Genomic DNA, 25,738 nt, shown 5'->3' on the forward strand with positions numbered 1-25,738 from the left:
ACCCGCAGTCTCCATGACGTCTTCCCTGAGTGGGGCCCGGACCCGGAGGACCTGGCCGAGATTCGGGAGCTGCTCGATCTGGCCGCCGAGTGGCCGGTGGGGACCTCGRTGCGGATCGTGCACGGCAACTAYGAACTGGAGGGGCCTCGGGGCACCCGGTCGATGGCGGCCGGCCTGCTGGCCCCCGTGACGACGGCCATGCTGCGCGCCCTCGCGCCGGCCGAAGCCCTGGGCTGACCCCCACCGCCCCGCTGCCCCGCTCCGCTCTGCCGGGTGCGGGGTTTTTCCTGTCCTGTACACACAATCCGCATGTCTGAGACACACCTGTTTGCCCGCGAACAGAGCGAACATGAACACCAAGAAGGGTAACTTTTCTATGAGAAAAATTAAAAATTTAATCGGGGGAGCGGATGGGCTGCCTCGCATCAGATTAGTGGTAGGCTTTTCCTATCGGCGATTCACCCATAGTGTGAATTTATAACTTACAGAAGGGGCTATGCATGATCAAATGGAGGCAAGCAGGTGCATATTCAGTACCGCAGACCGAAGATCGAGGCGTTAGTGGAAACGCGTGCGGGAGCCGCAAAGTACCCTCCCGAAATAGTTGACCGCTTATTTGAAGTTCTGGACGTAATCGCAGCAGCTTCGGAGGAAAAGCAACTCTACCAGTTCAAAGGTCTCAGATATGAGCTACTCAGGGGCAAAAGGAAGGGTGAAGCATCAATGAGATTAAATGACCAGTGGCGTCTGATCGTTGCTGTTCACGAAGACTCAGAGGGATTTTTTGCAGAAATCATTGACATTGAGGACTATCACTGATGGATAAAATGAATAAAACTGTACCGACTAGAAAGCCGTCTATAGAAAGAGCAGTAGTCAATCATCCTGGGTCAATTATAGCTTTTGAGTTGGATGCCCGTGGGTGGACTCAAAAAGATCTTGCTGCCATTGTTCAGCGGCCCGCACAGGCAATAAACGAAATTATCAATGGAAAAAAGAGAATTACCGCCGAGACAGCCTACGCTTTAGCCAGTGCACTTGGAATTAATGAGGAGATTTGGCTAAGACTAGAGTCAAACTATCAACTCTATATAAGCCGACAGAATGTTAAGCAACATGAAATTGCAAGACGTAGCGCGCTGTTTTCTTTCGCTCCTATCTTAGAAATGATACGACGTGGTTGGCTAAAAAATATTGATAATAAAACAGAAACTTTGGAAAGCTCCATAGAAGAGTTCTATGGATCTAAGATTCCCCAACTCTCGCCATACCTGCCCCAACTAAGATTTAGACTTTCTGAAAATCGTACTCCAGAAGAGTACGCCAAACTCGCATGGGTAATCCAAGTTTACCATCTTGCGAAAAAGGACAAAGTTGCTCAATTTAATTTAAATAATTTGGATAAATTGATCGAAGATCTTCTCGAATTGACCAAACATCCAAAGCAAGTTACTATGGTTAAGCCTAAATTAGAGGAATATGGTATTCATTTCATTTTACTTGAACATCTTTCTAAAAGTTATATTGATGGAGCAACTTTCTATCTAGATGATAACCCAGTAGTTGCTTTGACCTTAAGATTTGATAGACTAGACTATTTTTGGTTTACATTGATGCATGAGTTAGCACACATAAAGCTTGGACACACAGAAGGTCATATTGATGATTCATTAGAGAGCAATGATACTACGAAGGACGAAATAGAAGCGAGTGAAGTTGCGGGCAACTGGCTCATCGAAGAATCAAAGCTTGAAAAATTCCTGACCGACAGTCGGAATTTAGATAAAGCAACTATTGATTTATTTGCTGAATCTATATTACGCCATCCTAGTATAGTTATTGGTAGATTACATAATAGAAAAATACTCTCCTATAGCAAAATGAGAGATCACATACCTAAGGTAAAACACTTTCTACCAATGGAGTAAGACATGGATACAGTTTCTGTTAACTCTAAGAATGAAGTAGCAGCGAATCATCTTAACGAGATTCTCTCTAAAATGGAAATATCCGGTACCTTATTTATAGGTCATCCTACTATTGAAAATGCCAATGATAGAATAGATTTTGATGCTGTACTAGTATCCATTGAATATGGAGTTATAGGTTTTGATTTTAATGATGATACTGCTCCAACGGCATATGACTTAGAGGAGAAACAGACTAAACTTCATCACTCCCTTAAGTCTCTACTCTACTCCAATAGATTACTTCTTGAACGTCGCGAACTTGCCATTCCGGTTAGTATTTTGACACTCACTGAAAGACAGTATGGAGACGCATACTTTGAAGATATAAATTTTTGTTCTCCAGATTTGCTGTCAGAGAAAATGGATAGTTTTTCATCCATGGATGAAAAATTTCTTGCACCCGCTCTAGCTACTTTGCAAAATACAACTACTCTGAAGCCGCCGAGAAGACGATTAGAAGCAAAAACTGAAGGATCAAGAGGATCTATATTAAAAGAAATTGAAAAAGCTATAACAAAGTTTGATCAGTGGCAGAATCGGGCCGCTCTAGAAACTCCGGGCAGTCCACAAAGAATCAGAGGACTAGCTGGTAGTGGGAAAACGGTAATTCTCGCAAATAAGGCTGCTCGTCTTCATTACTTACACCCTGAATGGAAAATTGCAATAACTTTTAATACACGGACGCTGTATCAGCAATTTAAAGATCTGGTGCGTCGATTCTACTATCAGCAAGCAAATGAAGAGCCTAATTGGGATAATATTCAGATTCGTCATGCATGGGGCGGAACAAAAAGACCAGGAATATATTACCAAACAGCTGAAAGACAAGGGGTATCTATACGTAATTTTGGCTATGCCGAACAAATGTTCGGTTCAAACCTAGCTTTTGATGGGGTATGTAAAGAGCTTCTTTCCGAAGTAAGCGATGAGCATTTTTCTAAAATTTATGATGTTATACTTATTGACGAAGCACAAGATTTACCTAAGTCTTTCTTTGAGTTAGTTTATCATATTACCAAAGACCCTAAGAGGATAGTATGGGCCTATGATGAGCTACAGAACTTAGTTGATTACACCATGCTTCCCCCAGAAGAGCTGTTTGGCACTCATTTGGATGGTAGCCCCAAGGTGGAGATTGGAAGCAACATCTCTCAATTAACACAGGATATGATTCTACCAGTCTGTTATAGAAATACCCCTTGGGCTTTGACTATCGCCCATGGACTTGGTTTCGGCACAGGTAGAATTGGGGGATTAGTACAATTTTTCGAGGACCCCTCTTTGTGGGACTCTATAGGTTACGAAGTTGTCAGTGGCTCCCTTGATCTAGGACAGAATGTAACATTAAGACGAAAATCAGACGCTTATCCAGCTATCTTTAAAGATAATTTATTGCCTATAGATGTTGTTAAAACAATGGTTTTCAATGATGATATCGAGCAAGCTAATTGGGTTGCTAATGAAATTATTAGTAATATCAAGGGAGATGAATTACAAACCGAAGATATAATGGTAATTATAGCAGATCCAAGAAAGCTTAGTAGCTTGGGAGGTAAACTCAAAGCCGCTCTCAAGCTATTAGGCCTTAATTCTCATAGCCCTGGAGTTGGCGAGAGCCAAGATGAATTTTTTATAAATGATAGTATCGTTGTGACCACTATACATAGGGCTAAGGGCAATGAGGCGGCCATGGTCTACCTTCTGGCAAGTGAGTATGGAAATGATAAGTTTGATCTTATAAAAAGACGTAATACTTTATTTACGGGAATCACAAGATCACGAGCTTGGGTTAGAGTTTGTGGCACAGGTAATGAAATGTCATCAATTAAGCAAGAGATTGATATAATAGTCGGAGATAATCATGAGCTGAAATTTAAAGTTCCCTCAGCTAATGAGCTAGAAAAAATGCGTAAAATACATCGCGATCGCTCTATTAAAGAAATTAAGAGACTAGAAAATATAATTAAGACAACAGAGGAATTTGCAGAGAAATTAGATAGTGGCGATCTATCCATAGAATCTCTTTCACAAAATGTTAGAAACAAGCTGCAAGATGCTTTAAATAGAGTTGATAGAAAAGATAGCTGATTAATTTTCTATTTCCACAATTCAAATAAATATAGGCAGAGTACGGAACAGTCCGTGCCCTGCCTATCCTAAATTCAATAGATTACGCCGTTTAGGGCCTAGTGAGGTTATGGGCGAGCACCGCCAGGACGACACGGAGCCGCAAGCCAGAGAGCGTTTTGACTTGGACCGAACGTACCTGACCTGCGACAAGTTGAGAGAAGACCGTTTCGATACGTTTACGGAGTTTGGGGTGGCGGGGGAAAGACGAAACCAACGCGGCATACCCCTTGTCCCCAATCACCTTCGGACCACCCCACGCGGCCCAGTGTCGGTTCAACTCGTAGGCCACCGTCACGTCGTGGAGATTGGCAGGTCGCAAGACGTACTGGACGACTTTCCCTGTCGTGGTGACCCAGGCATGCAACTTGTAGCCGTAGAAGTCACCCTGGGTCCCGTAGCCCCACCGAGCGCCTGGAAACGCGCAGCGTTTCGTCCGCTTGGGACGGCAGACTGGGAGAGGCATCGAGTCGATGATGACCTCTGCCAGGTGTTCAACCGAGTGAACGGCCGCTTCTAAACGTGCCAGAAGTCGGAGGCTACGCGTGTATGCCTGCGTGTACGAGGGAAGACCGTGCCGGTCTTCCCTGAGCAGGCTCCACCAGATCAAAGCGTAGGGCACCTTGAAGACGAACCTGCTGAGCAACAACGCAATCAGCCAGGCATCGGTGATTTTCTGGTGGGCGCAGGTGCTTCGGGTACTGAAGTGCCGCCGGGTCCAGCGGTAGAAGTGGCGGATAACCGCACGGCGGCCTAGACTATGACGGGGACGATATCTAGCCATATCGTCCCCCTTTTTATGTGCTCAGCAAGCTGTTTTTGCCCCACGGGCTCCAAGCCCTAAACGGCGTAGATTATCGGCCGACCGGGTCACGCCGAACGTCTGGACGCGGCGGGTGCTGGGTACGCGTGTGGGGGCCGGCTCCCCGGCCCTGCTGGCTCAGCGCTAGGCAGGCGCGGCTGGTCCCCACCGAGCCGGGGCCGCACTGCCCGCGCTGCGGCAGCGAGGCGTATGTTACGCTCTGGCACGATCCGACCGGGCAGCTCGAGGGCTACGAGTGCCGAGAGTGCGGCCTGGAGACCGGTCCGGACGGCCGCGCGGTGTAGCCGTCCAGCACACACAATGCGCACGTCTGCCGCACACCACCGGGGCGGCAGACAGAGCGAACATCACGACCATGACGACGCCCACGACCCTCCCCCAGCAGCTGCTCGCCCTGGCCTATGCCGCCACGCCCACGACGCTCGACGACGTGGCCCGCCACTGCGGCGCCGCGGACTGGCAGACCTTCACGACCGGGCTGGCTTTCACTGACCTGGACACCGGGGGCGGCTGCGCCATGCACGTCGCCCAGACTCACGGCGTCACGCTCGCCCTGACCGACGGGGACGCTGGGCTGCCCACGGGCAGCGGGTACTACTGGGTGGGCGTGATGGAGGACGTGTTCGGCGCCGAGCTGTACTGGGGGTTCTTCCGGGAGGCGGCGCTCGATGCTCAGGGCGGCGAGCTGCTGGACGCGTAGCAAGGCAAAGGGGGCGGCCCGGACCATCAGGTGTCCGGGCCGCCCCTTGCGTGAACCGTGCGGGTTAGAGGGTGCCCTTCAGGGTGCTGGCGACCTTGAAGGCGACTTTCTTGCCGGCCGGAATCTGGATCTTCTCACTCGTGCCGGGCTTCACGCCGGTGCGGGCGGCAGTGGTCTTGACGCTCATCGTGCCCAGACCGGGCAGGCCCACGGTCTTGCCGGCGCGCAGGGCCTCGACGGTGGCGTCCAGCAGAGCGCTGACGGCCTCGTCCGCCTGTTTCTTGGTCAGGCCGGTCTTGTCGGCGACCTGCTCGACGAGCTGAGTCTTGGCGATCTTGTTGCCCTCGGTCGTTTTCGTCATGCCCGCATCTTGGGCACAACGGGCCAGGGCAGATGTAACGCCACCTAACACTTTCAGGCCTTCTGGGTCACCCAGGCCTGTAGCTGGGCGGCGGCGTCCGGCCCGAGCGTCCAGTCTGCGCGCCCCGAGGCCTCGCCCGACCCCTCGGCGTGCACGGTCAGCACGCCCCCGGCACTGCTCAGGCCTGAGCGCCAGACGGTGGCCGTCATGGAGGCGTCCTCGCCCCGGGCTGCAGCCGCGACGACCCGGTCGAAGTCCACCGCGTAGGTCGGGGAAAGATCGAACCAGAAGACACTCTGGCCGGAGACCTCCCCGGTGAGGCGGTAGGTCGCGCCGTAGAGGGCCACGTCGAGCGTGGCATCGGCCGGAGCCACGGGGGTCAGGGTCAGGTGCTGGGGCATGGGTCCAGAGTAGGTCAGGGCTGGCGCGGGCCGGATGCGGGTTGCCCCTTCACCACTTCATACGCCTGGTCGAGGGCCGCGTCGATGGCCGGGCCTGCACTCAGGGCGTACCGGGTGCCGACGTGCCCCTTGCGGGGCGTCTGGGTCAGCAGTCCGGCCGCGAGCAGCTCGTCGAGCAGCTGCCGCACCCGGCTGGTGTTCAGGACCGCGCCCCGGTCGGCCATCCGGTTCGAGACTTCCTCGACCGACTGCGGCTCCAGAGTCAGCAGCAACAGGACCCGTGCTTGCCAGAACGTGAGAGGGGTCGGAGGTTGGGTCATGGGCACAGAGACTACTCGACTGGCACAGCCTCGTAGAAGTCGTAATCAAGCCAGCCGCCGGGTTCGCCGAGGTCGCGGCCGGTCAATTCCAACTCGGTGGCCCACAACGCCCAGGCGGCGGCGTGCAGCTCCTGGTGACACCCCAGGTAGTCCGCCAACTCGCGGTGCAGGTCACTCAGGGGTAAGCCCAAGTCGCGCGCCTTCAAGCTCATCTTGCTAGCATCCTCAGATGCACGGCATACCGATCTGGCTTCAGGCTGGCTTGTGGGGACTGGTTGCTGGTGGAGCACTGTTGATCGGTGCCGCCATTGGATATCTCTTCCGGGTTCCACAGCGCCTGATCGCATCCATCATGGCCTTCGGCAGTGGCGTGCTGATCTCTGCGCTCTCTTTCGAACTGATGGACGAAGCCTATAAGACCGGTGGATTCGACTCCACCTCTCTAGGCTTCTTAAGCGGCGCGGCCATCTTCACGGCCGCCAACTGGGCGTTGGCGCGGCAGGGGGCCAAGCACCGCAAGCGGTCCGGTGAGCAACAACCCTCGGAGGCCCAGGACTCGGGCAGTGGCGCGGCGATCGCGGTGGGCGCCCTCCTTGACGGCATCCCAGAGTCCATCGTGATTGGGCTGAGCATGCTTCAGGGCGGCGTGGTGAGTCTGGTAGCCGTGACCGCTATTTTCCTGTCGAACATTCCGGAGGGTCTCTCGAGCGCAGCGGGGATGAAGAAGGCTGGGCGCAAGGCGGGGTACATTTTTGGCGTCTGGGGGGGTATCGCGCTGGTGTCGGGCATCGCCGCGTTGATGGGCTATACCGTATTCCAAAACTTTTCGCCGGACGTTGTGGCGGCGACGACCGCCGTGGCTGCTGGAGCAATTCTAGCGATGTTGGTGGACACGATGATTCCTGAGGCGTTTGAGGTTGCCCACAACTCCGCAGGGTTGATCACGGTCCTAGGCTTCCTGGCTGCTTTCGCCCTCAGTAAGGCGGGCTAGTGATACGTGACGCCTGACCCCTGCATGGGCACGGAGCATCTGTAAAAGCCGCCATGATCATTGTGCGGGGGTTCGACATGATCCGCACGTGGGCAAGGAGAGGGGCCGCGGCATGACCTCCAGCCCCTCTCCTTACGCCATGTCCCGGATCTACGCCACGGCCACCCACATCCCCAGCGGCGAGGTGACGCGCACCCTCGGCCCCTTCGAGCCCCTGCACGCCGCCCGTGCGGCTGTGGTCGCGTCGGTCGGTCAGGTCCTGATCTGGGAGCGCCTGACCACCGGGGCCTTCAGCGCCGAGAAGTACCCGCTCCTCTGGGTGGTCGAGGAGCGGCTCGCACCAGGAGCGGGGTATCCGGGTGGCACGTGCCCGAAGTGCTGACCTGAACACGAGGCGCCCCCGACCTGGACTTCGGTCTCAGCCGGGGGCACCTCGTGTGTTGCCCTACGCCCGCGCGGCCGCCGGCAGATCGTCGTAGTAGATCTCGAAGGCCGCCTGCATCGCCGCCTTCCCGCCCCCGGCCACCGCGAAGGCCACCTGATTCCCGCTGCTCACGTCCCCGGCCGCGTACACGCCCGGCACCGTGGTCCGGTGGGTCAACGGGTCAATCTTGATCCCTGCCGCCGTCATCTCACAGCCCAGTGCCTCGGCTAGGTTGGCGCGCAGGCGCCGTTCTCCGTGCGAGTAAAGCACCGCCCGCTCCGCGCTCGTGCCGTCCGCAAAGTACAGCCGCACGCCTTCTGGCGTCCCTTCGACCTGTGCGAGCGCGCTGTCGATCAGCGTGGCCCCCAGATCCTCCAGCAGGTGCCGCTGCTCGGGCGTGAAGTCCAGCGGGCCGTCGCTGCACACCAGGAAGTCCGGCGACAACTTCTGGTGGTACAGGATCGTCTGCACCCCATTCCGCCCCGCGAGGCCCGGCTGATACAGCGCCAGCGGCTGGTCGCTGACCTCCCACCCATAACAGTAGGGGCAGTGCTGCACGCCCCGGCCCCACTCCTCCTGAAGACCAGGAATGTCCGGCAGGATGTCCTGCACGCCGGTCGCCAGGATGAGCTTCCGGGCCCGGATGGTGCCGCCGTCGGCGAGGTGCGCGGTGAAGGCATTGTTTTCGCCTGTGATGTTGACGACCTGGGCCTCGATCACCGGCAGATCGTACTCGGCGAGCTGCTCACGCGCCATCTGGAGCATCTCGGCGGGGTTGGCGCCATCTCGCGTCAGAAACCCGTGGGTGTGACGTGCCGCGGTATTGCGGCTGGGGCCAGCGGTGCACAGGACGCCACGTTTCATTCCGCGTGCGGTGTAGAGGGCGGCGCTCAGGCCGGCGAAGCCGCCGCCGATGATGAGCACGTCATAGGGGGCCGTGGGGTCGTGGGGCATAAGGGCAGCCTATCGGGTGCAGAGGCAGCGCGTGACCGCAAAAGAGGCCCACCCTGCCGAGGCCAGAGCCAGGACAGGGTGGGCGAGGTGGGTCAGTAGCAGCGGGCGCAGTCGTCGCGCTTCGGCTTCGGCGCGCGGGATCGGCCCTCAGCAGCCATAACAGGGGTCCCGCTGGATCATCTGCACGGTGTTCACTCTCCGGAGTTGGAAACGGTCAGCAGAAGTAGCAGGGGTCCCGGGGGGCGAGAGCGTAGCAGCCACCACAGGGGTCACGTCGAATCTGGCAGGGCGGGCAGGGACCTTGGTCGCTCATCCTCATAGCTTGAACCTCTACTGGTTGAATAGGGGAGGGGAGACTTCAGAAGCAGCGCGGGCAGTCCTCACGCTTCGGCGGGCGCACCAGGGTCAGCACCCGATGCAAGGCCGAACCTGGGCGCAGGGCGGACAGGGCTGGGGTAGGTCTCGGCACCCTAGGCAGGGATTGTCCGACGGCAGCGCGCAGCCGGGGCAGGGGCCGCCCTCAGCAGCCAGCACAGGGCCCTCCTTCCTGGCGAATTGGGGCGGGGCGGCGGCAATCGGGACAGGGGTCACGTCTGGTCATCGGCATAGGGTTCACGCTCCAGAGTTGGGGAGGGTCAGTAGCAGCGGACGCAGTCGTTGCGCCTGAGCGGCCGCACCGCGGTCAGCAGACGAGGCATGGCCGGACGTCGCGACAGGGCGGGCAGGGATCGTGTCGGCACCCGAAGCAGGGGTCACGCTTGATCATCGGCATAGGATCACGCTCCATGTCTGGGGACGGTCAGTAGCAGCGCGGGCAGTCTTCACGCTTGGAGGGGCCGGACTGGCGGTAACAGCCCAGGCAGGGATCACGCTTTAGGCGGATACGGCAGACATAGCAGGGGTCCTTGAGAGGGGAGCAGCCAAGGCAGGGATCGCGCAACATAGGGTCTCCTTTTAAGCGTGATGCGAAGTGCTCACCATAGAGCCTGCCGCTCGGGAGCGCACGCAAAAAAGCCTCACCCCCTCTCAGGCATGAAGCCGAGGCGGGGTGAGGCCTTGAGAACTCAGCGAATGCCGAACACGGTCACGCACGCGCTCGCCACGGTCGAATAGGCATTCGGCTCTTTCGGCCGATCCTGTAAATCCAAGACGTAGGTGTAGCGCGGTGTCATCTGGGCCGTGTACTGGCGGCTGAGCCACTGCCCTTCCGACCAGGGGAAGGGCACTTGGAAGCCTGCATTGGTGTATTCCAGGGCGCTGCGCTCAAGACTGGCGCTGGTCCGAGTACGGAAAGAGAAGGTCTTGACGTATTTCACCTTCGAGCCAGTCGTGCGCGGGAAGCCGAGCCGGGAGTTAGCCTCTGCCCGAGCCTTGCAGAACTCGTTGTCGTCCAGGGTCCAGTCGCGCTTCACGGCCAGCGCATTGACCAGGGTGGCGGGCGTTGCCTGATTGGCCACCGGCACGACAGGTACGGCTTGGCCGGTCAGCAGGAACACAGAGAGAAAGCTGGTGAGCATGGCCTGTTGTACTGCTCGGTATCTGGCGAAATTCTTCCAGCGCCCAACGAAAAAAGCCCCACCCTGCCCAGGCACGAAGCCGAGGCAGGGTGGGGCCTTGATCAGGGCCCTACACTCGGGCCAGCGTCGGCAGGCCGTCATAGAACAACTCGAAGGCCGCGAACATCGCCGCCCGCGCCTCACCGGCCACAGCAAAGGCCACCTGATTCCCCGTGCTTACGTCGCCCGCCGCGTACACCCCGGCCACCGTGGTCCGCTGATTCGCTGGGTCCACTTTGATCCCGGCCGTTGTCATCTCACAGCCCAGCGCCTCAGCCAGCCCGGCACGCAACCGACGCTCACTGTACGTGTACAGCACGGCCCGCGCCGCGCTCGCTCGTTCCCTCGACCCGCTCGAGCGCACTATCGACCAATGTCGCCCCCAGGTCCTGGAGGGTGGAATGCTCTAGATCTACGTCACTAAGAACTGCGCAGTAGCGGTCTGGGGGCACTCTAGAGTGCTCAGCCTCGCCGAAGTGACTCTCAGTGTTGCGAAGTAAGTCGAACTGCTGCGCAGAGTGTCTGCTTCAGTCTTGTTGTCTAGGCAAGATGGTCAAATAAGCCTCGCAGCTGCTTTGGTGGCAAGTAGGCTTCTGTCTGTGAAGAAGATGAGTAAGAGCTTAATTGTGATTGGCCTATCGACCTTGATGGTTCTGACTTCCTGCGGGCAGCCTGCCAATCTTCCAACTACTGATGCGGTCGCGATCGTACAGAAGTATCAGGCTAGCGTGCAAGACAAATCATTGGCAATTCAAAAGGCCAAAGGATTTGTCCAAACAGAACAACGATCCCTCAAGGCACAAGCACCTGCTCCTGGCGGAGTTATCGCAGGCCCAGATGGCCCGCGCATTGATCTTGCGCAACTGAACTGGGACCGTGCTGAAGTGATTCCTGAGAGTCTTTATGGGGAAGGAACTGAAGTGTTGTCAGTTCCAACGCTTGGCAGTGAATCGAGCGGACAGAATCGCCTATATGTGATCACCTCAGGCGAGCTGACAGGTGAAATGGCACAAGTTAATGTTGAAAAGGACTCTTCTACTGGTGATATTATCACCACAGTGATTGATATCGAGAACGGTGAGCGCGAGATCTGGCGTCGCAATGCTGATGACGGTTCACTTATTTCACATGGAATTTATGATGCTCAGGGCTCGGTTATTCCCGCTTTGCTAAATTCTCAAGGAAATAATCTGAATGCCCAAGCATATAATTGTGGTCAACTTAAGTCAACCCGGGACAGTGAAAAGCGTGCTCTTCGCAACGCTCTTCTAGGAGCTGGCGCAGGTTATATTGCCGTTATTGTTCTAATCTGTGCTATGGCTTTCTTGTCGGCTGGATTGGGAACGCTGGGAGTTCTTGCATTCATCCCGGAGATCTTTGAAGCTGGTATGAAGTACACGCGGGCTAGAAATGATTATGCCACTATGTGCAACCGATAATCACTTAAAGTACATCGGATATCTTTTAGTTTTTATCGCTGTATCGATATCTATATATACGCTTCTCTTTAAAAGAGATGAAAACCTTCTAATAAGCTTTATGACAATTCTCTTAGCTACAATTTCTATAAAAGAAATTAGAGATAAGAAGTATGGGGTCGCAAATTTTATCTCTTGTATATCTATATTATCTATACTTTTGTCCCTTTCGCCAATTTAGATGAGTGGTCAGTATAAATTACAAATGAACATTTCAAAGTGAAATTAAACAACTGTTCACCTCCTATAATTTGAACCCCTGACCCCAAGACGAAAAGGCCCCACCCTACCTCGGCTTCGCGCTTAGGCAGGGTGGGGCCTCTCTTGTCTTATGCCCGCGCGGCTGCCGGCAGATCGTCGTAGAAGATCTCGAAGGCCGCCTGCATCGCCGCCTTCCCGCCGCCGGCCACCGCGAAGGCCACCTGGTTGCCGCTGCTCACGTCCCCGGCCGCGTACACGCCCGGCACCGTGGTCCGGTGGTTCAGCGGGTCCACCTTGATCCCCATAGGCGTCATCTCGCAGCCCAGCGCTTCGGCCAGCCCGGCGCGGAGTCGGCGTTCCCCATGCGTGTAGAGTACGGCCCGCTCCGCGCTTGTGCCGTCTGCGAAGTGCAGGCGCACGCCGGCCTCTGTTCCCTCGACGCGCTCGAGCGCGCTGTCGATCAGTGTGGCGCCCAGGTCCTGGAGCAGGTGCCGCTGCTCGGGCGTGAAGTCCAGCGGCCCGTCGCTGCACACCAGGAAGTCCGGCGACAGCTTCTGGTGGTACAGGATCGTCTGCACCCCGTCCCTCCCCGCGAGCCCCGGCTGGTACAGCGCCAGCGGCTGGTCACTGACCTCCCACCCGTAACAGTAGGGACAATGCTGCACGCCCTGGCCCCACTCGTCCTGGAGGCCCGGAATCTCCGGCAGGATGTCCTGTACGCCGGTCGTCAGGATGATCTTGCGGGCCTTGACGGTGCGGCCGTCCGCAAGCCAGGCCGTAAAGGCGTTGTTCTCGCCCGTGATGTTGATGACCTGAGCCTCAATCACTGGCAGATCGTATTCGGCGAGCTGGTCGCGGGCCGCCTGGAGCAACTCGGCAGGGTTGGCACCGTCACGGGTCAGGAACCCGTGGGTGTGCCGGGCGGCGGCGTTGCGGCTCGGGCCTGCGGTGCAGAGCACGCCCCGGCGCATGCCCCGCGCGGTGTACAGGGCGGCGCTGAGGCCCGCGAAGCCCCCACCGATGATCAGGACGTCATAGGGCGCGGTCGGATCGTGGGGCATGACCCAGCCTAACGTCCGGCGATCAGGTCAGGGGACAAGGTTGCCGTCTCTGCCCTTCCCCTATTGACATTTTTTATCACGGATGATAAAACTTTAGGTAAGGGGAGGTGCATGAAATATAGAGCGATAAGAAAGCTTTTCCGGGAAGCAGGATGGGAAGTCGTAAGACAGAACGGAAGCCACGAACAATGGCAAAAGGATGGTGAGACAGAAACAATCGCAGGCAGCAACTCAGACGACGTATCAAAAGGTTTACTCCACGTCTATCTGAAACGGTTGGGCCTGAAATAGAGAACGGGGGGCGAAAGCCCCCACCCCATCCGCCCGAACTTCATGCACCTCAAGGAGAAACGTAATGGACTATCTGGCAATCATCGAACACGACGGCGCTGCCCACGGTGGACTCGTTCCGGAGCTGAACGTCTCCGTGACCGGTAAGAGCCCGGAGCAGGTGCGCGAGCGCCTAGAGCAGGGTGCCGCCTTCGCCATCCACTACCTGGAGCTGGAGGGCCGGACCGTCCCCGCAGGCATCTTCCAGAGCTTTACCGATCTGCCCGCCGAACTTCAGGAGGCCTTCTCGGCCGAACAGGTCACCCGCATCACGCCGGCCCCCATCAACCCTGAGAGCGTGGCGATCAGTGAGGCCATCGACCGCAGCGGCCTGACCGACACCGAGATCGCCCGGCGCATGGGCACCAGCCCGGCCGGTATCTCTCGCCTGAAGAATTTCTTTTACTGGAGCCACAACACGCAAACGCTGCGCAAGCTGAGCGAGGCCCTCGGAGTCCCCGTCACCAACTTTGACAAGAAAACCGCCCTTCAAGACCGCCTCCACGCCCTCTCGGAATCTGTCATCCCGCAAGAGGACCGCCAGCGCGCGGGTACGCTCAGCTACCACGGCCATCTCCGGGTGCAGCTCCGCGCCATCGCCAGCGACGGGACAGGCGTGAACTTCAGCAGCCGCGCTGATGATCTGAGCAGCCCGACCCCCCACAGTCCCGTGATTACGGTCCAGGGCACTGACGACCAGGGCCGCCCGGCGGCGCTGACCGGCCACGTCGACACCTTGCAGTTTACGGCCGTGTATCTGGGCTTCGAGCCGAAGAAGAATCCGGCCCCCCATCCCCACCTCTGACCCAAACGAAAAAAGCCCCACCCCGCCGAGGCCGAAGCCAGGGCAGGGTGGGGCAACTCGTTCAGGGCAACGCCGCACCGAACCGAGGGACACAGCATAAGCCTCGCCAGACAGTCAATTCAGAGAATGACTCTGGTCACTCTGGTTCCTCTGCTCCTCCCACTCCAGATGGTCCAGCATGGTATCGAGCCGCAGCAGCACCTCAGCACGTCGACGTTCCAGAAAGGCCGGCGAGGAACCCGTGTCGTTCCAATATCGATCCATCACATGCCGAGCGGCGGCCCGAAGCTCATCACTCGTGACATGCGCAGCAAGGGCGGCCTTAGCGATACGCTCCAACCGCACCAGACCTTCAACGACCGCGAAGGAACCGAAGACCTCATAGTCCTGTAGCTCCGTTAAAGCCTCGAGGAATGGCCCATCCATACCGGGGAATGCTGCCAGATTTCCAGGTCTGGTGCCTCTGGGTTTTTCTTAGGGCGTGGGCACCAGCTTCGGCGGCTTGATCACGGCCCGGTACAGATCCTCCAGGCCGCGCACCACGATCCCGTACACCACCGGCGCCAGCGGCCGCAGCCACACGGGCAGCCGGGGCACCACGTACCGGTTCCAGGCCACCCCGAACAGCAGCCCGACCAGGCGCTCAGCATTGCCGTCCTGCAGCAGCGGCGCCCCGGCCACCACCGCCTTCGAGACGATCCCCAGCAGCGTGGTGCCCAGCGCGCCCGCCTCGATCAGGGACAGCTTGCGGTCGGCCAGCGCCAGGCGGGTCTGCGCGAGGCCGTCCAGGATCAAGGGCCAGACCACGGCGCCGACCGCGAGCAGCTGCTCCTCGCTGATGGCCACGGTGGTGGGGAGGTAAACGGTCAGGGTTTGGGGAATGATGACGCTGCCCTCGCGGGGCGTGAACGGCTCGGGCTCGGCGATCCGATAGGTCTCCTGGGTCGGGATGCGGAGGCTGCTGCCCGAGCGGCGGTAGGCGGCCAGCAGGGCGGCGTTCAGTTCGGCGATGGTCGTGGTCTGGGTCATGGCAGGCTCCTGGATGTGCAGCGGCCCCACCATCAGAGGCAGGGCCGGGAGAACGTGTCGACGAATCGGCCGAAGAGCGAACATGACCGACTCGACGTGTTGCCGCAGCGAACATGACGGGCCAACTGTGGCGAAATTGCAGCGAGAACACCGCAATTTCCAGGGCTGGAAGTGCCGTTCCAGCCGGGCTAGACCCGCCCCGGCCCCGTGTCCAGTTCCGGTTCCGTGGCCGCTCCCAGCCACACCGGTGCTGGCCGCCCGAGCGGCACGTCCGGGAATACGCCCGTCATCCGGGCCAGATCCGCCTCGCTGGCCGGGCGCAGCTCCTGCATGGGGGCCGGGGTGAGCTGTGGCGTGGTCTGCGCGGCCGCCTCGCTCACCACCCCCGGCCCGGGCGGCAGTGGCCCCGCCGACGCCCCCGCTGACGCCGCGCCCACCGTGGCCCCCAGCAGGCCGCCCAACCCCACCCAGGACGCCACCGTCTTCAGGCCGTCCCGCCCAATGATGCTCATCAGCCCGGCCAGCAGCCCGAACGGCACCGCCCCCAGCCAGCCTTGCCCGAACGTTGCCCGCCCTGTGGTGGCGTGCAGCGCGAGACTGCCCCCCAGCCCCACCACGAAGGCCAGCACCCGCCAGGCATTCGGGGAGACCTCACGCACCTCCTGTTCGGCCGCCTTCGCCGCCGCCTGCTTCTGCTCGACGCTGCGCTTCACGCTCGCCACCAGCCCGAACACGAACAGCCCCAGCAGCACCGGATTCCCCGCCACCGCCTGCAGCCAGGCCAGCGCGTCTCCATTCATCAGGTCCATTTATCTCAACTCCTTCGCCCGATCGGCGGGCACCTCGAACACCACCGGCTCCTGCCCGTCGAGCTGGATGCTCACGTAGCGCCCGGTCAGTGCCTTGTCGACGGTGGGGTAGCGGGTGGGATACCAGCCCTTGGGCAGCACCAGTTGCGGCCTGGGCGCGGGCACCACGATGCGGGTCTCGTCATGCAGCATCTCGCTCGTGGGCGTGATCACCGTGGTGGGCGGCCCCAGCAGCTCGAGTGGCGTCAGGTACACGTGTGCCTTCAGGCCCAGCGGTAGCCTCGCCCCCTGCTGCTGTCGGCGGGCCGGAGCCCAGTCGCTGTTCTCCAGGACATGGAGCTTGCCGTTGATCACACCCGCGTTCATGGCTGTGTGGCCGTAGGCCTGGGGGATTCGCTTGCCCTTGACCGTGATGTACGCCGTGTACGGCCAGTAGAAGATGTCCCCGAGCCGCGACTCGGCGAACGTCTTGACGAGGCCCAGCTTGCGGGCGGCCTGCTCGTAATCCGATGCCCAGCGGTCCACGCCCTGGCGAGCCTTGCGGAACTCGTGGGCCAGGAGGGCGACCTCCCAGGAGTTTTCCTTCAGGTTGAGACAGCCCTCGACCGTCTCGCGCTGGAGTTGCGCGCAACGGCCCCCGACCGTGATGGTGTCGGGCGACCACCGCTTGATGGGGTAGCCGTCCTTCACCCGCTCGATCCCGTAGGCCAGCCATTCGCGGGCCGTCTGTGGTGCAGCGATATTCATGGGGTGTCCTCGTCTTCCGGTTCGTCCGGATCATTGGGCCACTTGCCAGGGTCGTAGCCGAGTTTCTCAGCCTCCCAGCGGGCGCGCTTGCACAGGTCCTGCCACTCCATCGCGTACTTCGCCCGCTCTCGCAGGCGCCTGTTCTCCTCCTGCAGGGCGCTGCGGATCTCCTTCTCCTGCCCGGTCACGCCCGTCAGCAGCCCCTTGAGGAACACCCCCACGGCGGCCAGAACACCCGTCCCGCCCAGCCACGTCGCGGCCGTGCTCAGGGCGTCCTTGGTCTGCTCATCCGCCATGACGGCCCACTTTCGGGACGGGCCGCTTCAGGACGTGCTCTCGAAACCAGGGCTGCGGTTCGAACCAGGCCCACAGCGCCCGCATCAGCAGCAGCCCTGACAGGGCGCCTGCACTGAAGTACAGGTTCACCGCGCTGATCGACCCCACCGCCTGCCAGAACAGCGCGGCGACGAAGTACAGGTACCCTGCACTGATGGTCGTGCTGAGGATGCCCCAGGGCACCCGGGGCGGCAGCAGCCAGAGGAGCAAGGCGATGCCCAACCCGATCAGGCCCCACCAGGTGAAGGGCACCACGTCGTCGAACGCGCTGTAACTGGTCAGGAGCAGCGGCGTGTTCGGCCGGTACAGCGCCGGCAGCGCGAACGACAGGTGCACCACGATCAGCACCATGCGCCCGAACCACGCCACGCCGTCCCAGAACTCCCCCCCCAGAGGAAGCCCGGCCCGCAGGGTGTACAGGGCGGCACGCTTGAGGCGCTCCGCGGCGGGTTTAAGGCGTGGCATTGAGCACCTCCGCAGCCGTCCAGCGGCCGAGTGCCTGGGTCCGGGGATTCCAGGCCTGGGCGTCCCACCATTCCCAGCGCCAGGTGTAGACGGTCCAGAGTTCGTTCTTCGGGACGGTGGACGTCTTCCCGAAGTTCCAGGCGCCTTGGGCAGGCTTGATGGGCTGGTAGGGGGCACCATCGCGGCGGACGTTCTGGGTGCTGCTCTTGCGCACCCGCAGGACGGTGCCATCCGTGCAGCCGGGGCTCAGGCGCAGGACGGCCTTATAGGTGACGGCCCAGGTGTAATCCGGAATGACCTGGAGGCGGCACCCGGGCGGGCTAGTGGCGACGACGACGGCAGCGGCTGGGATGAGCAGGGCCACGCCGAGGAGCAGCAGGGCGGGGTGTCGTTTCATGGCAGTTCCTTTCTGCCCGGCAGAAATGAAGACCGCCCCAGGCCGGGCGCTGGGGCGGGACAAAGAGCCGTGAGCTTATCTCTTTGGTGATTTCTCTCAGCTCTCGGCGGGGGCCTCGCTGGCCGGCGTCAACTCGACCACCTGGGGCGTGGCGGCCTGGGGCTGGATGGTGCCCGGGTCATCGCTCCAGCCGCAACCTCCAGTGATCGGGTCGCACAGCCAGTAGCCGGAGGGCTGCTTCGTGCAGCGTTCAGGGCAGAGGTCGCAGCGTCTAGGAAGGACTGGTCGTGGCACGGTCTCGGATCTCCTGTTGGTAGGCGAGCAGGCTGGCGGCCTCCTCTTCGATTTCCTGGGCGGTCTGGGCCTTCCGCAGGGCCAGCGCGCGGGCGTGCAAGCTGTACCGTTCGGCCAGCTCCGCCCCGACCTCGTCCATCTCTGCCTGGTCCGCCGCCCGGGCCTGGGCAGCAGGTAGGGCGGCCTCCAGCTCCTCCGGTGTGGGCTGGGGGGTGTCCAGGGTCCAGGCAACGATCTGTGGACCATCGCCCAGGCCTTCGTCGCCCAGCACGTAGTCGCGCAGCGGGTCGGCCTGTGGGTATAGGTACCGGAGCACCACCGAGAGGCTCACAGTCGCACCTGCCGCAGCATGATGCTGGGGTTGGGGTTCGGGAGGACCAGGATGTCGTCGCCGCCCGCCGCGAGGGTATAGAGCGAGAAGTACACCCGGTCGCCGGAGTTGACTGGGATGCGCTGCATGATCGGCACCAGGTCTTCACCGGCAACCGGAAAGAACTTGCCGCCACTCACGCCCCCCAGGCCGGCACACTGGATGCCGACGTACACGGTGCCTGGCTTGCCCACCTGGAGGCGGATAAAGCCTTCGACCTGTACCTCCCAGCGGTGGCCCTCCTGCGCCGGCAGCAGGGTGGGAACGATGTAGGTGGGCGTCATTTCGCCGTCCAGGCCTCGGGCAATCTTCCACGTCGTCGGCTCGAGGTTGACCACGAACGTTTCCCAGCCGTTGGTGCTGAGCGTGATGGGACTGTACCGCGCGTCCTCACTTGCCAGGGGCGTCAGGGTCCCGTCCAGCCGCTTGCGCACCAGCCGGGGCGGGTCGGTGCCGTTGTCCAGCAGCGCCGCCTGACCGGGCAGGAGTTGGTCGAGCGAGGTCACGACCGGGAAGTCCGAGGCATCCAGGGGGCCGTCCACGCTCTTGGGCATGTCGGCCCCCAGCGCCCAGCGCATCGCCGGGGCATAGTTGTTGGTGTTCGCCCCCACGAACTTCAGCGCGCCGCCCGCCACGGCCGCACCCGCCGGCAACGTATCCCGCTGCCCCACGTACACGTCGCCATCAGCGGTGCGGGTCAGCCGGACGCGCAGGGTTTTACCGGTCCCCACCGTCACCGGCGCGCTCAAGCTCAGCTGGGCGCCTGCGACCAGGACCCCTGACGCCACGACCACCCCATCTGTCAGGACCTCGATCTGCCGTCCCGCCATCTCCGGCGGCGACATCGTGAACTGATCGAAGACCAACGGGACGTTGACCAGAAAATCCCAGGTCTGCACGTTCGCGTCGAAGCCGCCGCTGTTGACCTGCCAGAACGCGAAGGTTTCCAGGGTTCGGGCGCGCACGTTGGACAGCCGGGGGCGGGTCGTCGGCGCAGCGGCCACCGGCTGCCTATTGATCGTGCCCATCAGCCCACCGTCCGGTATTCGATGTAGAGGGCGGCGTCACTGCTGCCGTCCCGGATCAGACGGTAGGCGCTCAACTCGTCACCCCGGATCTCCTCGCTGTCGCCCACGCCCAGGGCCGGGGTGGTGGCCGAGGGGATGCCCTCGATACTGCGCCGCACCGCCCCCGAGACCACATGCACCGTCGCGGCGTTGGCCCCGGCGGGCACGGTCAGGGACGCGACCGTGCTGCCCACGGTCAGGGCCTCGGGCGGATAGGTCTGCGTGACGGTCGGCGCGCTGCCTCCATCTCCAGAGCTGCCCCCCGTCTCGTCCCTGACAATCACAATCGGCAGGGGATCATCGGACGTGACTGGCACCGCCTTGGTCAGATCAGTCCGGCTCCGCGTGGTCAGCATCACGCTGCTGTAGTTGAAGAGGTTTGCCAGATCTCGGAGCAGATTCATTGTCACCTCGCCCGGCCAGGAATGCGAGCGCCCCCACCGGACCGGGTCGATGGAGGCAGGAGTGGGGCAGGGTTACCAGCTCGCGGTTAGGGTCACGGGGGCGGGCGCATTGGTCCCGCTCAGCGTCACATACCAGCGCCCCGGCCCGAGGGGCACGCTCAGCGTCAGCGGGTCCTGCCCCGCACTTGCGAACGCCACCGGGTCTATCGTGGGCGGCCAGTTGGCCTCGACGGACATGTAGACGTCCGTGCTGCCCGTTACCGACAGCGCCAGCTCCGCCGCCGCTTCCAGCTCGACGCGGTAGATCGCCGGGGCGGTGACGGGGCTCGCCACTGGGGCGGTCAGGTTCACCGGGACGTCACTGAGTAGCTCGGGGTAAGGGCTGGGGCCGGTGTCACCGCCGGGCGTGGGCGGGGCCTCCACCGGGGCGAGGGCGCGCAGCGTGGTCAGCACGGGGCCGCTGTCGGTGCGGGTCAGCCGGAGCTGCTCGCCGGGAGCCAGGGTGTAGGGGTAGACCAGCTCGGCCCAGGTCACGCCGCTGTCGGCGCTCAGCTCGGCCGTGCCGGGGCCGTCCAGGCCCAGCAGCTGATACCCGCTCAGGCCGCCGCGTCCGGCCAGCACAGGCAGGACGAAGCCGCCCGTTGGCGTCACGTCGAGCAGGATGGGATTGGGGATCATGTGTCTCCTTAGCCGGCGTCATCGCCGCCGGTCTGGGGTGTCCAGCCCCGCACGCACAGCAGGGCGCGCGAGCAGCGCCCCCGGAACGTCAGGGTGTAGGTGGGGGCGACTGGCACCGGCACCACGTAGGGGTGCCAGCCGCGCGCCGTGTCCGCGTTGTGGCCGAGTTTCGAGAGGAGGATGGGTTGGCCGTTGACCGTGAGGGTGTCTACCCCTGACTGCAGCTTGAGTCGCAGCAGCAACGCCGCGCCGCGCACCTGCCCAGGGAGGAGTGGGGGCAGGGCAAAGGTCAGCGCGAGGGGGCCGCCTGTGGCGGCCCGGTCGTCCAGCTCCTCGGGCCACTGCGCAGGCGGGTAGAGGACGCGTTTGGCGACCGCTCGGCGCACATCGCGCCCGCCCACCGTCGCCGTGACTGGCAGCAGCAGCGGCGGGGCGGGGCGGGCCAGGGGTTCGTCGTGCAGCACGGGTGCCGCTATGTCGGCCAGGGTGAGGCGCAGTGGGGCAGTGGGTGCGCTGGGGGGCAGGGTGGCCGGGCGTTTGCCGGGCCGCTCCCGCCACGTCCAGTGGTCCGGGCTGCCGGGTGGGGCGCCCTTCTTGTAGCTGTCGCGCCACGCCTCATGCATCACCAGGGCGCGCCCCTCCCCGGCGCAGCGGGCCCAGGCCCAGTGGGCGGGCCAGGAATTCGAGAAGCTACCAACCGGCGAGAAGCCCCGGAAGGCCCCCAGCTCTGTCCGCAGCACCTCGGCCTCGAACACGGTCAGCGGGCAGGTCTGCGCGCTCCCGTCCTGCCGCACCGCGGTCACCGTGTCGGCACTGGCGTGGAGCACGAGCACCGTGTCCCAGTTCGTGACGGCGCCCTGAGCATCACGGGTGGGCACGTCCCGTAAGGCCGCCCAGGTGCCGCCGCTGAACGTCTGCCCGAAGGCCGTCAGGATGTCCCCCTGGCCGAGCCGCTGCGGGCTGTCGGTGCGCGGTCCCTCCACCCGCACCTGCCCCCCGGCGGCCACGAAGCGCGGGCCCGGTTCTGGCGGCGCCTCGGGCCACTCCGGGCGGACCGTGTCCCGCAGGAGCAGGGCCCCGTCGCCGAGTTGCCGGGTGACGTAGTACCGCACCGCGCCGCGCAGCAGGACCGGCACGGCGTCCTCGGGGCGTCTGGCCTGAGCCTGACGCTCCAGGGTGGCGATGGGCACCCAGAGGTCCACCCAGGTGTATTGCACCTGCCCGCCCGTGACCTCCTGCCGGCGCACCTGGAACACCTCGGTGCGGTAGTCGTCCCCGGTGTTGCGCCAGCCCACGCCCACGTCCCCGTCCAGGCGCACGTCCTCGTACAGCGCCATGATCACGGTGTCCACGAGGGTGAACAGGTCGTCCGGGTCGGTGTTCCAGCGGCGCAGGACGGCACGCCGGTATGCGACCCCAGTGCGGGTCATCGGCGCGTCCACCGTGCCCAGGTTGGTCTGCCAGCGCCAATCGGAGGCGGTGACGGGGCGAGTGTCGGTGCGCAGGTCGGCCTCGCTCCGGGTGCCGTCGTAGTGCCGGACCTCCTCGTAATGCCGCCGGGTATCCTGCCCGGCGGCGCGCTCGTCCACTTCCACCGCGCCGCCGTTGGTGTAGATCCAGTCGGTCACGACCAGCTCGCTGCCGTCCGGTTGGGGATAGCGGGTGACCGGGGGACGCTCACGGCGCCGGGCCGCCGTGTGCTCCAGCGCCAGCGCGGGCGGGTCCAGGTCGGGGGCCAGGGTGTCGGAGAGCTGGAGGCGGCGCAGGGTGCGCGCGTCGTGGTCAATGGCCCAGAGACCACTGAGGTCCTGCGGCCGGCCGTCGTCGAGGACCACGGTGGTCTGGGCGGCCGGGGCTGGGCCGGACTCGCCGCCGAACACGCCGCCGGTGTCGGTGCGGGGGAGGTGCAGGCTCACGACTCACCGCCCCCACTGGTGATTAGGCCCCAGAAACCGGGGCGCTGGGGGGAGTCGAAGGAGGGCACAGGCACGGCCAACGGGTCGTCATCGGTGGGCCGGATCTCGCTGCGGGCCTGCCGGGTGGCCCCGGTGCTGACCCCGCTCGCCGTCACCACGATGGCCTGCCCGGGTCGGGGGTGGTGCCCTGGGCGCAGGCGCACCGGTCCCTGGGCGGTCAGGGCGGTGCGTCCGGCGAGTCCGGTCACCCGGCGCTCTTCCCAGCCTTCGGTCTGACACCCGCAGTCGCAGCACCGCCCCAGCAGGCGCATCAGACAATTCGCCATGCGCCCCCCTGGACCTGCACCACGGTCACCACGCTGCCCCGTGAGGCCCGGCCGGTGCGGTCCTGGGCCACCACCGGCCCGATGCTGGGCACACTGACCTGAAACGTCCTGCCGCTGAGCTGTCCGGTCACGCGGCCGTCACGCGCGGCCGGCTCTTTCGTGTCGCTCTTACACACTGCTCGCCTCCTCCACCGTGATGGTGGCCCGCACGCTGCCTGCCGAGCCGGACAAGTTGAAGTCCTTGACCCGCGTGCCCACCTCGACGCGGGGCGGCGCGGCCACCTCGTACCGGGTGCGCTGGGCGGGCTGCGCGCGGCGGATGCTCGACACGATGTTGTCCAGCCAGCTCAGCTCCAGGCTCGTCGCCCAGGGCGCGCTACGCGTTACCGCCACTGCCCGGCCACCCGGTGAGAACTCGGCGCTGATCGCCTCATCGTAGGGCTCGCCGGGTTCCACGTCGTTATCCTCGCCGTCCTCGTCGTCGGGCAACTCCTCGGGCTCAGGGGCGCGCTCCGGACCCTGTTCGGTCAGCTCGTCCACCAGCGTCTCGGTCTTGCGCCGCCGCTCCGGGTCAGCCGGCTCGCCGTCCTCGTACATTGGCCACAGGCTCTGGCGTGAGCGGGTGACGGTGCGTTTCCACTGCTCCGCGCCAATGTTCGTCCACTCCTCGACCTCAACCTCCTGCACGCGCGTCACCCACACGTCGATGCTCCGGCCGTCCTCACTCTGCGAGGTGTGCCACTCGCCCAGCTTGTCCGAGGTCGTGACCTTGCGGCGCAGCCAGCCCTCGGCGTGCCACTCCTGGGTGATGCGGGTGACCTCGGCGTCGGCCAGCACCCGGCGCACCGGCTCGGCGTAGGCACTGGCCCGCGTGATCTGTTCAGTGAGTGCCTGCGGGTACAGGCCGTCTCCGTAGGTGTAACTGGTCGCGCGTTCCTCGGTGAGTTGCCAGACCTCGGCGACATAGCCGAACTGCCCGCCGGAGTAGATCAGGTCCCCGGTTGGCACCATCGCATGCGTGGTGGATTCCTCGCGCCGGAGCAGGCCGTCTTCCTTGACCTTCTTCCAGGTCGTGCGGCTCTCTAGACGCTGCCGCCCATCGGCGCCGTACCCCTGCACGGTGGTTTCGCCACTGAACGTGGCGTCCCGCAAGGCCCCGAAGTCTGAAGGGTCGGTGACGTTGCCGTCCTCGTCGCGCTCGGGCGGCAGTGGCGCGAGGCGTTTGCGGGTGCTGGCCCCAGTCAGCGTCACCTTGCGCGGCAACTGGCGGTTGCCGTTGCCGGTCGCCGCCTCCGGGTTGACCTGCTCGATGCTCAGCCCCGTCAGCAGGTCGCTGGGCAGCTCCAGCAGGCCAGGCGTCTTGGTGGCCTCCTCGAGCGCCTCGCCCGGCCCGATGTAGGCCCGCCCGAACTTGATGACGACCTGCCAGCCGATGGGGCTGAGCAGCTCGTCGAGGACCTGGACCGGGGTTTTCCCCTTGACCTGAAACGAGGTGCCGACCAGGATGCCGCCGTTGAACGGTACGCCCGTGTCGTCGCTCGCCCAGAAGAAGTCGCCGCTGTAGGGCAGTGGGCCGCCCAGGACGAACGGCAGGCCCAGGGCGCCTAGCGCGAGCTGGATCACCGACTGCACCGGCACATGCCGGCGGTCAGGTGGGGGCTTGACCTGCCGCTGGAGCCCGCGCAATTGGCGCCGCAGGATCTTGCGGGTGGCCGGATCTTTCGTGGCGTCGAGGCGCTTCTGTACGGCCTTTTCCGCCGCAGCCTGGCGCTGCCGGGCCTCCCGCTGGGCGAGCGCATCATTTCTGGCCTTGATCGCGCGCTGCTCGTTGGTCAGATCGTTTTCTCTCTCCCAGAGGAGATATTCCTCGGTGAATGGGTCGGCTAGGGTGCCGTCCTCCTCGGTGTCGGCCGCGCTCAGGTCCGCCGAAGTGGCCTGGGTCGTCCAGCCAGTTGGCGTCTTGGTGTAGGTATAGGCCAGCGCCCCGAACGGCCCATAGGTCTGCCGGTAGACTTGCTCGCCCTTGCGCACCGCCACGGTCAGCAGTAGCTCGCCGGAGAGGCCCACCCGACCGCGCAGGGTGGCGTCCAGACGGGCAGCGGCCTCAGCCTCGCGCAGATTCACCGAGTAGTTCGCCGCCTCCTGCGGTAGGCCCAGGTGCGTCACCACGTAGGCCGCGCTGCCCACGCCGTCCGGCAGGGGCGGTAGGGGGATGGTGTTGGGGTCGAGCGTGGTCGCCGAGACGTAGACGCCGCTAAAGGCCCGGACGCGCGCCGTGGTGGCCGTGACGACCGGCCCGGAAAAAGCCCGCTGCACCGTGGCGGTGACGACCGGGCCGCTGAAGACGCGGGTCTTGGGCGCCCTGCGGCCCCGGCCGCCCAGGATCAGCACGGGCATG

35 protein-coding genes are annotated in these 25,738 nt (G+C 62.5%); 10 read left to right on the top strand and 25 right to left on the bottom strand.

Annotated features, from left to right (window positions below; genetic code table 11):
• The 4 genes from ASF71_RS24470 to ASF71_RS22280 form a co-directional block, all read left to right on the top strand.
• On the top strand, nt 1-237 hold a 237-nt coding region (locus ASF71_RS24470), incomplete at its 5' end, for a hypothetical protein (RefSeq protein WP_162243075.1).
• A gap of 285 nt (nt 238-522) precedes the next feature.
• The gene (locus tag ASF71_RS22270) at nt 523-819 is read left to right on the top strand and encodes a type II toxin-antitoxin system RelE/ParE family toxin (RefSeq protein ID WP_082505493.1); all 297 of its coding nucleotides are present in this window, start codon (nt 523-525) and stop codon (nt 817-819) included.
• Nucleotides 819-1,928, top strand: a complete 1,110-nt coding sequence (locus ASF71_RS22275; RefSeq protein ID WP_082505495.1) for a helix-turn-helix domain-containing protein — start codon at nt 819-821, stop codon at nt 1,926-1,928. Before ASF71_RS22270 ends, ASF71_RS22275 begins: the two co-directional genes overlap by 1 nt.
• A gap of 3 nt (nt 1,929-1,931) precedes the next feature.
• Nucleotides 1,932-4,058, top strand: a complete 2,127-nt coding sequence (locus tag ASF71_RS22280) for a DEAD/DEAH box helicase (protein ID WP_082505521.1) — start codon at nt 1,932-1,934, stop codon at nt 4,056-4,058.
• 91 nt (nt 4,059-4,149) lie between these two features.
• On the opposite strand, the gene ASF71_RS03805 is transcribed toward ASF71_RS22280, so the two are convergent.
• Nucleotides 4,150-4,881 carry a transposase gene (locus ASF71_RS03805; RefSeq protein ID WP_056295250.1) on the bottom strand — a complete coding sequence of 244 codons (732 nt, stop codon included), beginning with the start codon at nt 4,879-4,881 and terminating at the stop codon, nt 4,150-4,152.
• A gap of 394 nt (nt 4,882-5,275) precedes the next feature.
• Between ASF71_RS03805 and ASF71_RS03810 the strand changes: the two genes are divergently transcribed.
• Complete coding sequence (locus tag ASF71_RS03810; protein ID WP_056295253.1) at nt 5,276-5,620, top strand: hypothetical protein; 345 nt, start codon at nt 5,276-5,278, stop codon at nt 5,618-5,620.
• Nucleotides 5,621-5,684: 64 nt separating this feature from the next.
• Here ASF71_RS03810 and ASF71_RS03815 read toward each other — a convergent pair whose 3' ends face one another.
• The 4 genes from ASF71_RS03815 to ASF71_RS03830 are packed head-to-tail and all read right to left on the bottom strand — an operon-like array spanning nt 5,685 to nt 6,914.
• The gene (locus tag ASF71_RS03815) at nt 5,685-5,981 is read right to left on the bottom strand and encodes an HU family DNA-binding protein (protein WP_082505497.1); all 297 of its coding nucleotides are present in this window, start codon (nt 5,979-5,981) and stop codon (nt 5,685-5,687) included.
• 53 nt (nt 5,982-6,034) lie between these two features.
• The gene (locus ASF71_RS03820) at nt 6,035-6,382 is read right to left on the bottom strand and encodes a hypothetical protein (protein WP_056295257.1); all 348 of its coding nucleotides are present in this window, start codon (nt 6,380-6,382) and stop codon (nt 6,035-6,037) included.
• 14 nt (nt 6,383-6,396) lie between these two features.
• Complete coding sequence (locus ASF71_RS03825) at nt 6,397-6,702, bottom strand: hypothetical protein (protein WP_082505499.1); 306 nt, start codon at nt 6,700-6,702, stop codon at nt 6,397-6,399.
• An 11-nt stretch (nt 6,703-6,713) separates the two neighbouring features.
• Nucleotides 6,714-6,914, bottom strand: a complete 201-nt coding sequence (locus tag ASF71_RS03830; RefSeq protein WP_056295264.1) for a hypothetical protein — start codon at nt 6,912-6,914, stop codon at nt 6,714-6,716.
• Between the two features lie 17 nt (nt 6,915-6,931).
• Between ASF71_RS03830 and ASF71_RS03835 the strand changes: the two genes are divergently transcribed.
• The gene (locus tag ASF71_RS03835) at nt 6,932-7,693 is read left to right on the top strand and encodes a ZIP family metal transporter (RefSeq protein WP_056295266.1); all 762 of its coding nucleotides are present in this window, start codon (nt 6,932-6,934) and stop codon (nt 7,691-7,693) included.
• Between the two features lie 112 nt (nt 7,694-7,805).
• Nucleotides 7,806-8,075, top strand: coding sequence for a hypothetical protein (locus ASF71_RS03840; protein ID WP_235514120.1), 270 nt, complete (start codon nt 7,806-7,808; stop codon nt 8,073-8,075).
• A gap of 63 nt (nt 8,076-8,138) precedes the next feature.
• Here the strand turns inward: ASF71_RS03840 and ASF71_RS03845 are convergent, their stop codons facing one another.
• The 3 genes from ASF71_RS03845 to ASF71_RS03855 all read right to left on the bottom strand — a co-directional run bounded on the left by ASF71_RS03845 (nt 8,139) and on the right by ASF71_RS03855 (nt 10,946).
• Complete coding sequence (locus ASF71_RS03845; RefSeq protein ID WP_056295272.1) at nt 8,139-9,071, bottom strand: NAD(P)/FAD-dependent oxidoreductase; 933 nt, start codon at nt 9,069-9,071, stop codon at nt 8,139-8,141.
• Nucleotides 9,072-10,135: 1,064 nt separating this feature from the next.
• Nucleotides 10,136-10,588 (bottom strand): hypothetical protein, encoded by a 453-nt coding sequence (locus ASF71_RS03850; RefSeq protein ID WP_056295276.1) that lies wholly within the window; start codon nt 10,586-10,588, stop codon nt 10,136-10,138.
• A gap of 109 nt (nt 10,589-10,697) precedes the next feature.
• Nucleotides 10,698-10,946: an FAD-dependent oxidoreductase gene (locus ASF71_RS03855; protein ID WP_162243076.1), complete on the bottom strand. Its 249-nt coding sequence runs from the start codon at nt 10,944-10,946 to the stop codon at nt 10,698-10,700.
• A gap of 280 nt (nt 10,947-11,226) precedes the next feature.
• Here ASF71_RS03855 and ASF71_RS23415 point away from each other — a divergent pair, with 280 nt between their 5' ends.
• Nucleotides 11,227-12,066 (top strand): hypothetical protein, encoded by an 840-nt coding sequence (locus tag ASF71_RS23415; protein ID WP_156372588.1) that lies wholly within the window; start codon nt 11,227-11,229, stop codon nt 12,064-12,066.
• A gap of 368 nt (nt 12,067-12,434) precedes the next feature.
• On the opposite strand, the gene ASF71_RS03860 is transcribed toward ASF71_RS23415, so the two are convergent.
• Nucleotides 12,435-13,367, bottom strand: a complete 933-nt coding sequence (locus tag ASF71_RS03860; protein ID WP_056295284.1) for an NAD(P)/FAD-dependent oxidoreductase — start codon at nt 13,365-13,367, stop codon at nt 12,435-12,437.
• Nucleotides 13,368-13,478: 111 nt separating this feature from the next.
• Between ASF71_RS03860 and ASF71_RS25640 the strand changes: the two genes are divergently transcribed.
• On the top strand, nt 13,479-13,658 hold the full coding sequence (locus ASF71_RS25640; RefSeq protein WP_082505501.1) for a type II toxin-antitoxin system HicA family toxin: 180 nt from the start codon (nt 13,479-13,481) through the stop codon (nt 13,656-13,658).
• Nucleotides 13,659-13,722: 64 nt separating this feature from the next.
• Complete coding sequence (locus ASF71_RS03865; RefSeq protein ID WP_056295289.1) at nt 13,723-14,502, top strand: helix-turn-helix domain-containing protein; 780 nt, start codon at nt 13,723-13,725, stop codon at nt 14,500-14,502.
• 114 nt (nt 14,503-14,616) lie between these two features.
• Here ASF71_RS03865 and ASF71_RS03870 read toward each other — a convergent pair whose 3' ends face one another.
• The 16 genes from ASF71_RS03870 to ASF71_RS03940 all read right to left on the bottom strand — a co-directional run bounded on the left by ASF71_RS03870 (nt 14,617) and on the right by ASF71_RS03940 (nt 25,737).
• Nucleotides 14,617-14,928 (bottom strand): hypothetical protein, encoded by a 312-nt coding sequence (locus ASF71_RS03870; protein WP_056295292.1) that lies wholly within the window; start codon nt 14,926-14,928, stop codon nt 14,617-14,619.
• 48 nt (nt 14,929-14,976) lie between these two features.
• On the bottom strand, nt 14,977-15,531 hold the full coding sequence (locus ASF71_RS03875) for a hypothetical protein (RefSeq protein WP_056295293.1): 555 nt from the start codon (nt 15,529-15,531) through the stop codon (nt 14,977-14,979).
• Nucleotides 15,532-15,719: 188 nt separating this feature from the next.
• Entirely contained in the window at nt 15,720-16,340 is a 621-nt protein-coding gene (locus ASF71_RS03880) for a hypothetical protein (RefSeq protein ID WP_056295297.1), read from the bottom strand.
• The gene (locus tag ASF71_RS03885) at nt 16,341-17,087 is read right to left on the bottom strand and encodes a hypothetical protein (RefSeq protein ID WP_056295301.1); all 747 of its coding nucleotides are present in this window, start codon (nt 17,085-17,087) and stop codon (nt 16,341-16,343) included.
• On the bottom strand, nt 17,084-17,383 hold the full coding sequence (locus ASF71_RS03890) for a hypothetical protein (protein WP_056295306.1): 300 nt from the start codon (nt 17,381-17,383) through the stop codon (nt 17,084-17,086). The genes ASF71_RS03885 and ASF71_RS03890 overlap by 4 nt, the downstream gene beginning before the upstream one ends.
• Nucleotides 17,373-17,888, bottom strand: coding sequence for a hypothetical protein (locus ASF71_RS03895; protein ID WP_056295310.1), 516 nt, complete (start codon nt 17,886-17,888; stop codon nt 17,373-17,375). Before ASF71_RS03895 ends, ASF71_RS03890 begins: the two co-directional genes overlap by 11 nt.
• Nucleotides 17,875-18,285 (bottom strand): hypothetical protein, encoded by a 411-nt coding sequence (locus tag ASF71_RS03900; protein WP_056295313.1) that lies wholly within the window; start codon nt 18,283-18,285, stop codon nt 17,875-17,877. The genes ASF71_RS03895 and ASF71_RS03900 overlap by 14 nt, the downstream gene beginning before the upstream one ends.
• A 96-nt stretch (nt 18,286-18,381) precedes the next feature.
• Nucleotides 18,382-18,579: a hypothetical protein gene (locus tag ASF71_RS23420; RefSeq protein ID WP_156372589.1), complete on the bottom strand. Its 198-nt coding sequence runs from the start codon at nt 18,577-18,579 to the stop codon at nt 18,382-18,384.
• On the bottom strand, nt 18,557-18,895 hold the full coding sequence (locus tag ASF71_RS03905) for an XkdW family protein (RefSeq protein WP_162243077.1): 339 nt from the start codon (nt 18,893-18,895) through the stop codon (nt 18,557-18,559). Before ASF71_RS03905 ends, ASF71_RS23420 begins: the two co-directional genes overlap by 23 nt.
• An 11-nt stretch (nt 18,896-18,906) precedes the next feature.
• Nucleotides 18,907-19,977 carry a hypothetical protein gene (locus tag ASF71_RS03910; RefSeq protein WP_056295320.1) on the bottom strand — a complete coding sequence of 357 codons (1,071 nt, stop codon included), beginning with the start codon at nt 19,975-19,977 and terminating at the stop codon, nt 18,907-18,909.
• The gene (locus ASF71_RS03915; RefSeq protein ID WP_056295323.1) at nt 19,977-20,420 is read right to left on the bottom strand and encodes a hypothetical protein; all 444 of its coding nucleotides are present in this window, start codon (nt 20,418-20,420) and stop codon (nt 19,977-19,979) included. The genes ASF71_RS03910 and ASF71_RS03915 overlap by 1 nt, the downstream gene beginning before the upstream one ends.
• Nucleotides 20,421-20,492: 72 nt before the next feature.
• On the bottom strand, nt 20,493-21,098 hold the full coding sequence (locus ASF71_RS03920) for a hypothetical protein (RefSeq protein ID WP_056295326.1): 606 nt from the start codon (nt 21,096-21,098) through the stop codon (nt 20,493-20,495).
• Nucleotides 21,099-21,106: 8 nt separating this feature from the next.
• Nucleotides 21,107-23,014 carry a hypothetical protein gene (locus ASF71_RS03925; protein ID WP_056295329.1) on the bottom strand — a complete coding sequence of 636 codons (1,908 nt, stop codon included), beginning with the start codon at nt 23,012-23,014 and terminating at the stop codon, nt 21,107-21,109.
• Entirely contained in the window at nt 23,011-23,262 is a 252-nt protein-coding gene (locus ASF71_RS03930) for a hypothetical protein (RefSeq protein WP_156372590.1), read from the bottom strand. The genes ASF71_RS03925 and ASF71_RS03930 overlap by 4 nt, the downstream gene beginning before the upstream one ends.
• Before the next feature lie 62 nt (nt 23,263-23,324).
• A complete protein-coding gene (locus ASF71_RS03935) occupies nt 23,325-23,516 on the bottom strand; it encodes a hypothetical protein (RefSeq protein ID WP_056295335.1) in 192 nt (63 codons plus the stop codon).
• Complete coding sequence (locus ASF71_RS03940) at nt 23,509-25,737, bottom strand: hypothetical protein (protein WP_056295336.1); 2,229 nt, start codon at nt 25,735-25,737, stop codon at nt 23,509-23,511. The genes ASF71_RS03935 and ASF71_RS03940 overlap by 8 nt, the downstream gene beginning before the upstream one ends.
• Nucleotide 25,738 lies beyond the last annotated feature (1 nt).

It is taken from the genome of Deinococcus sp. Leaf326 (assembly GCF_001424185.1).
In the GTDB taxonomy this organism is placed as follows: domain Bacteria; phylum Deinococcota; class Deinococci; order Deinococcales; family Deinococcaceae; genus Deinococcus.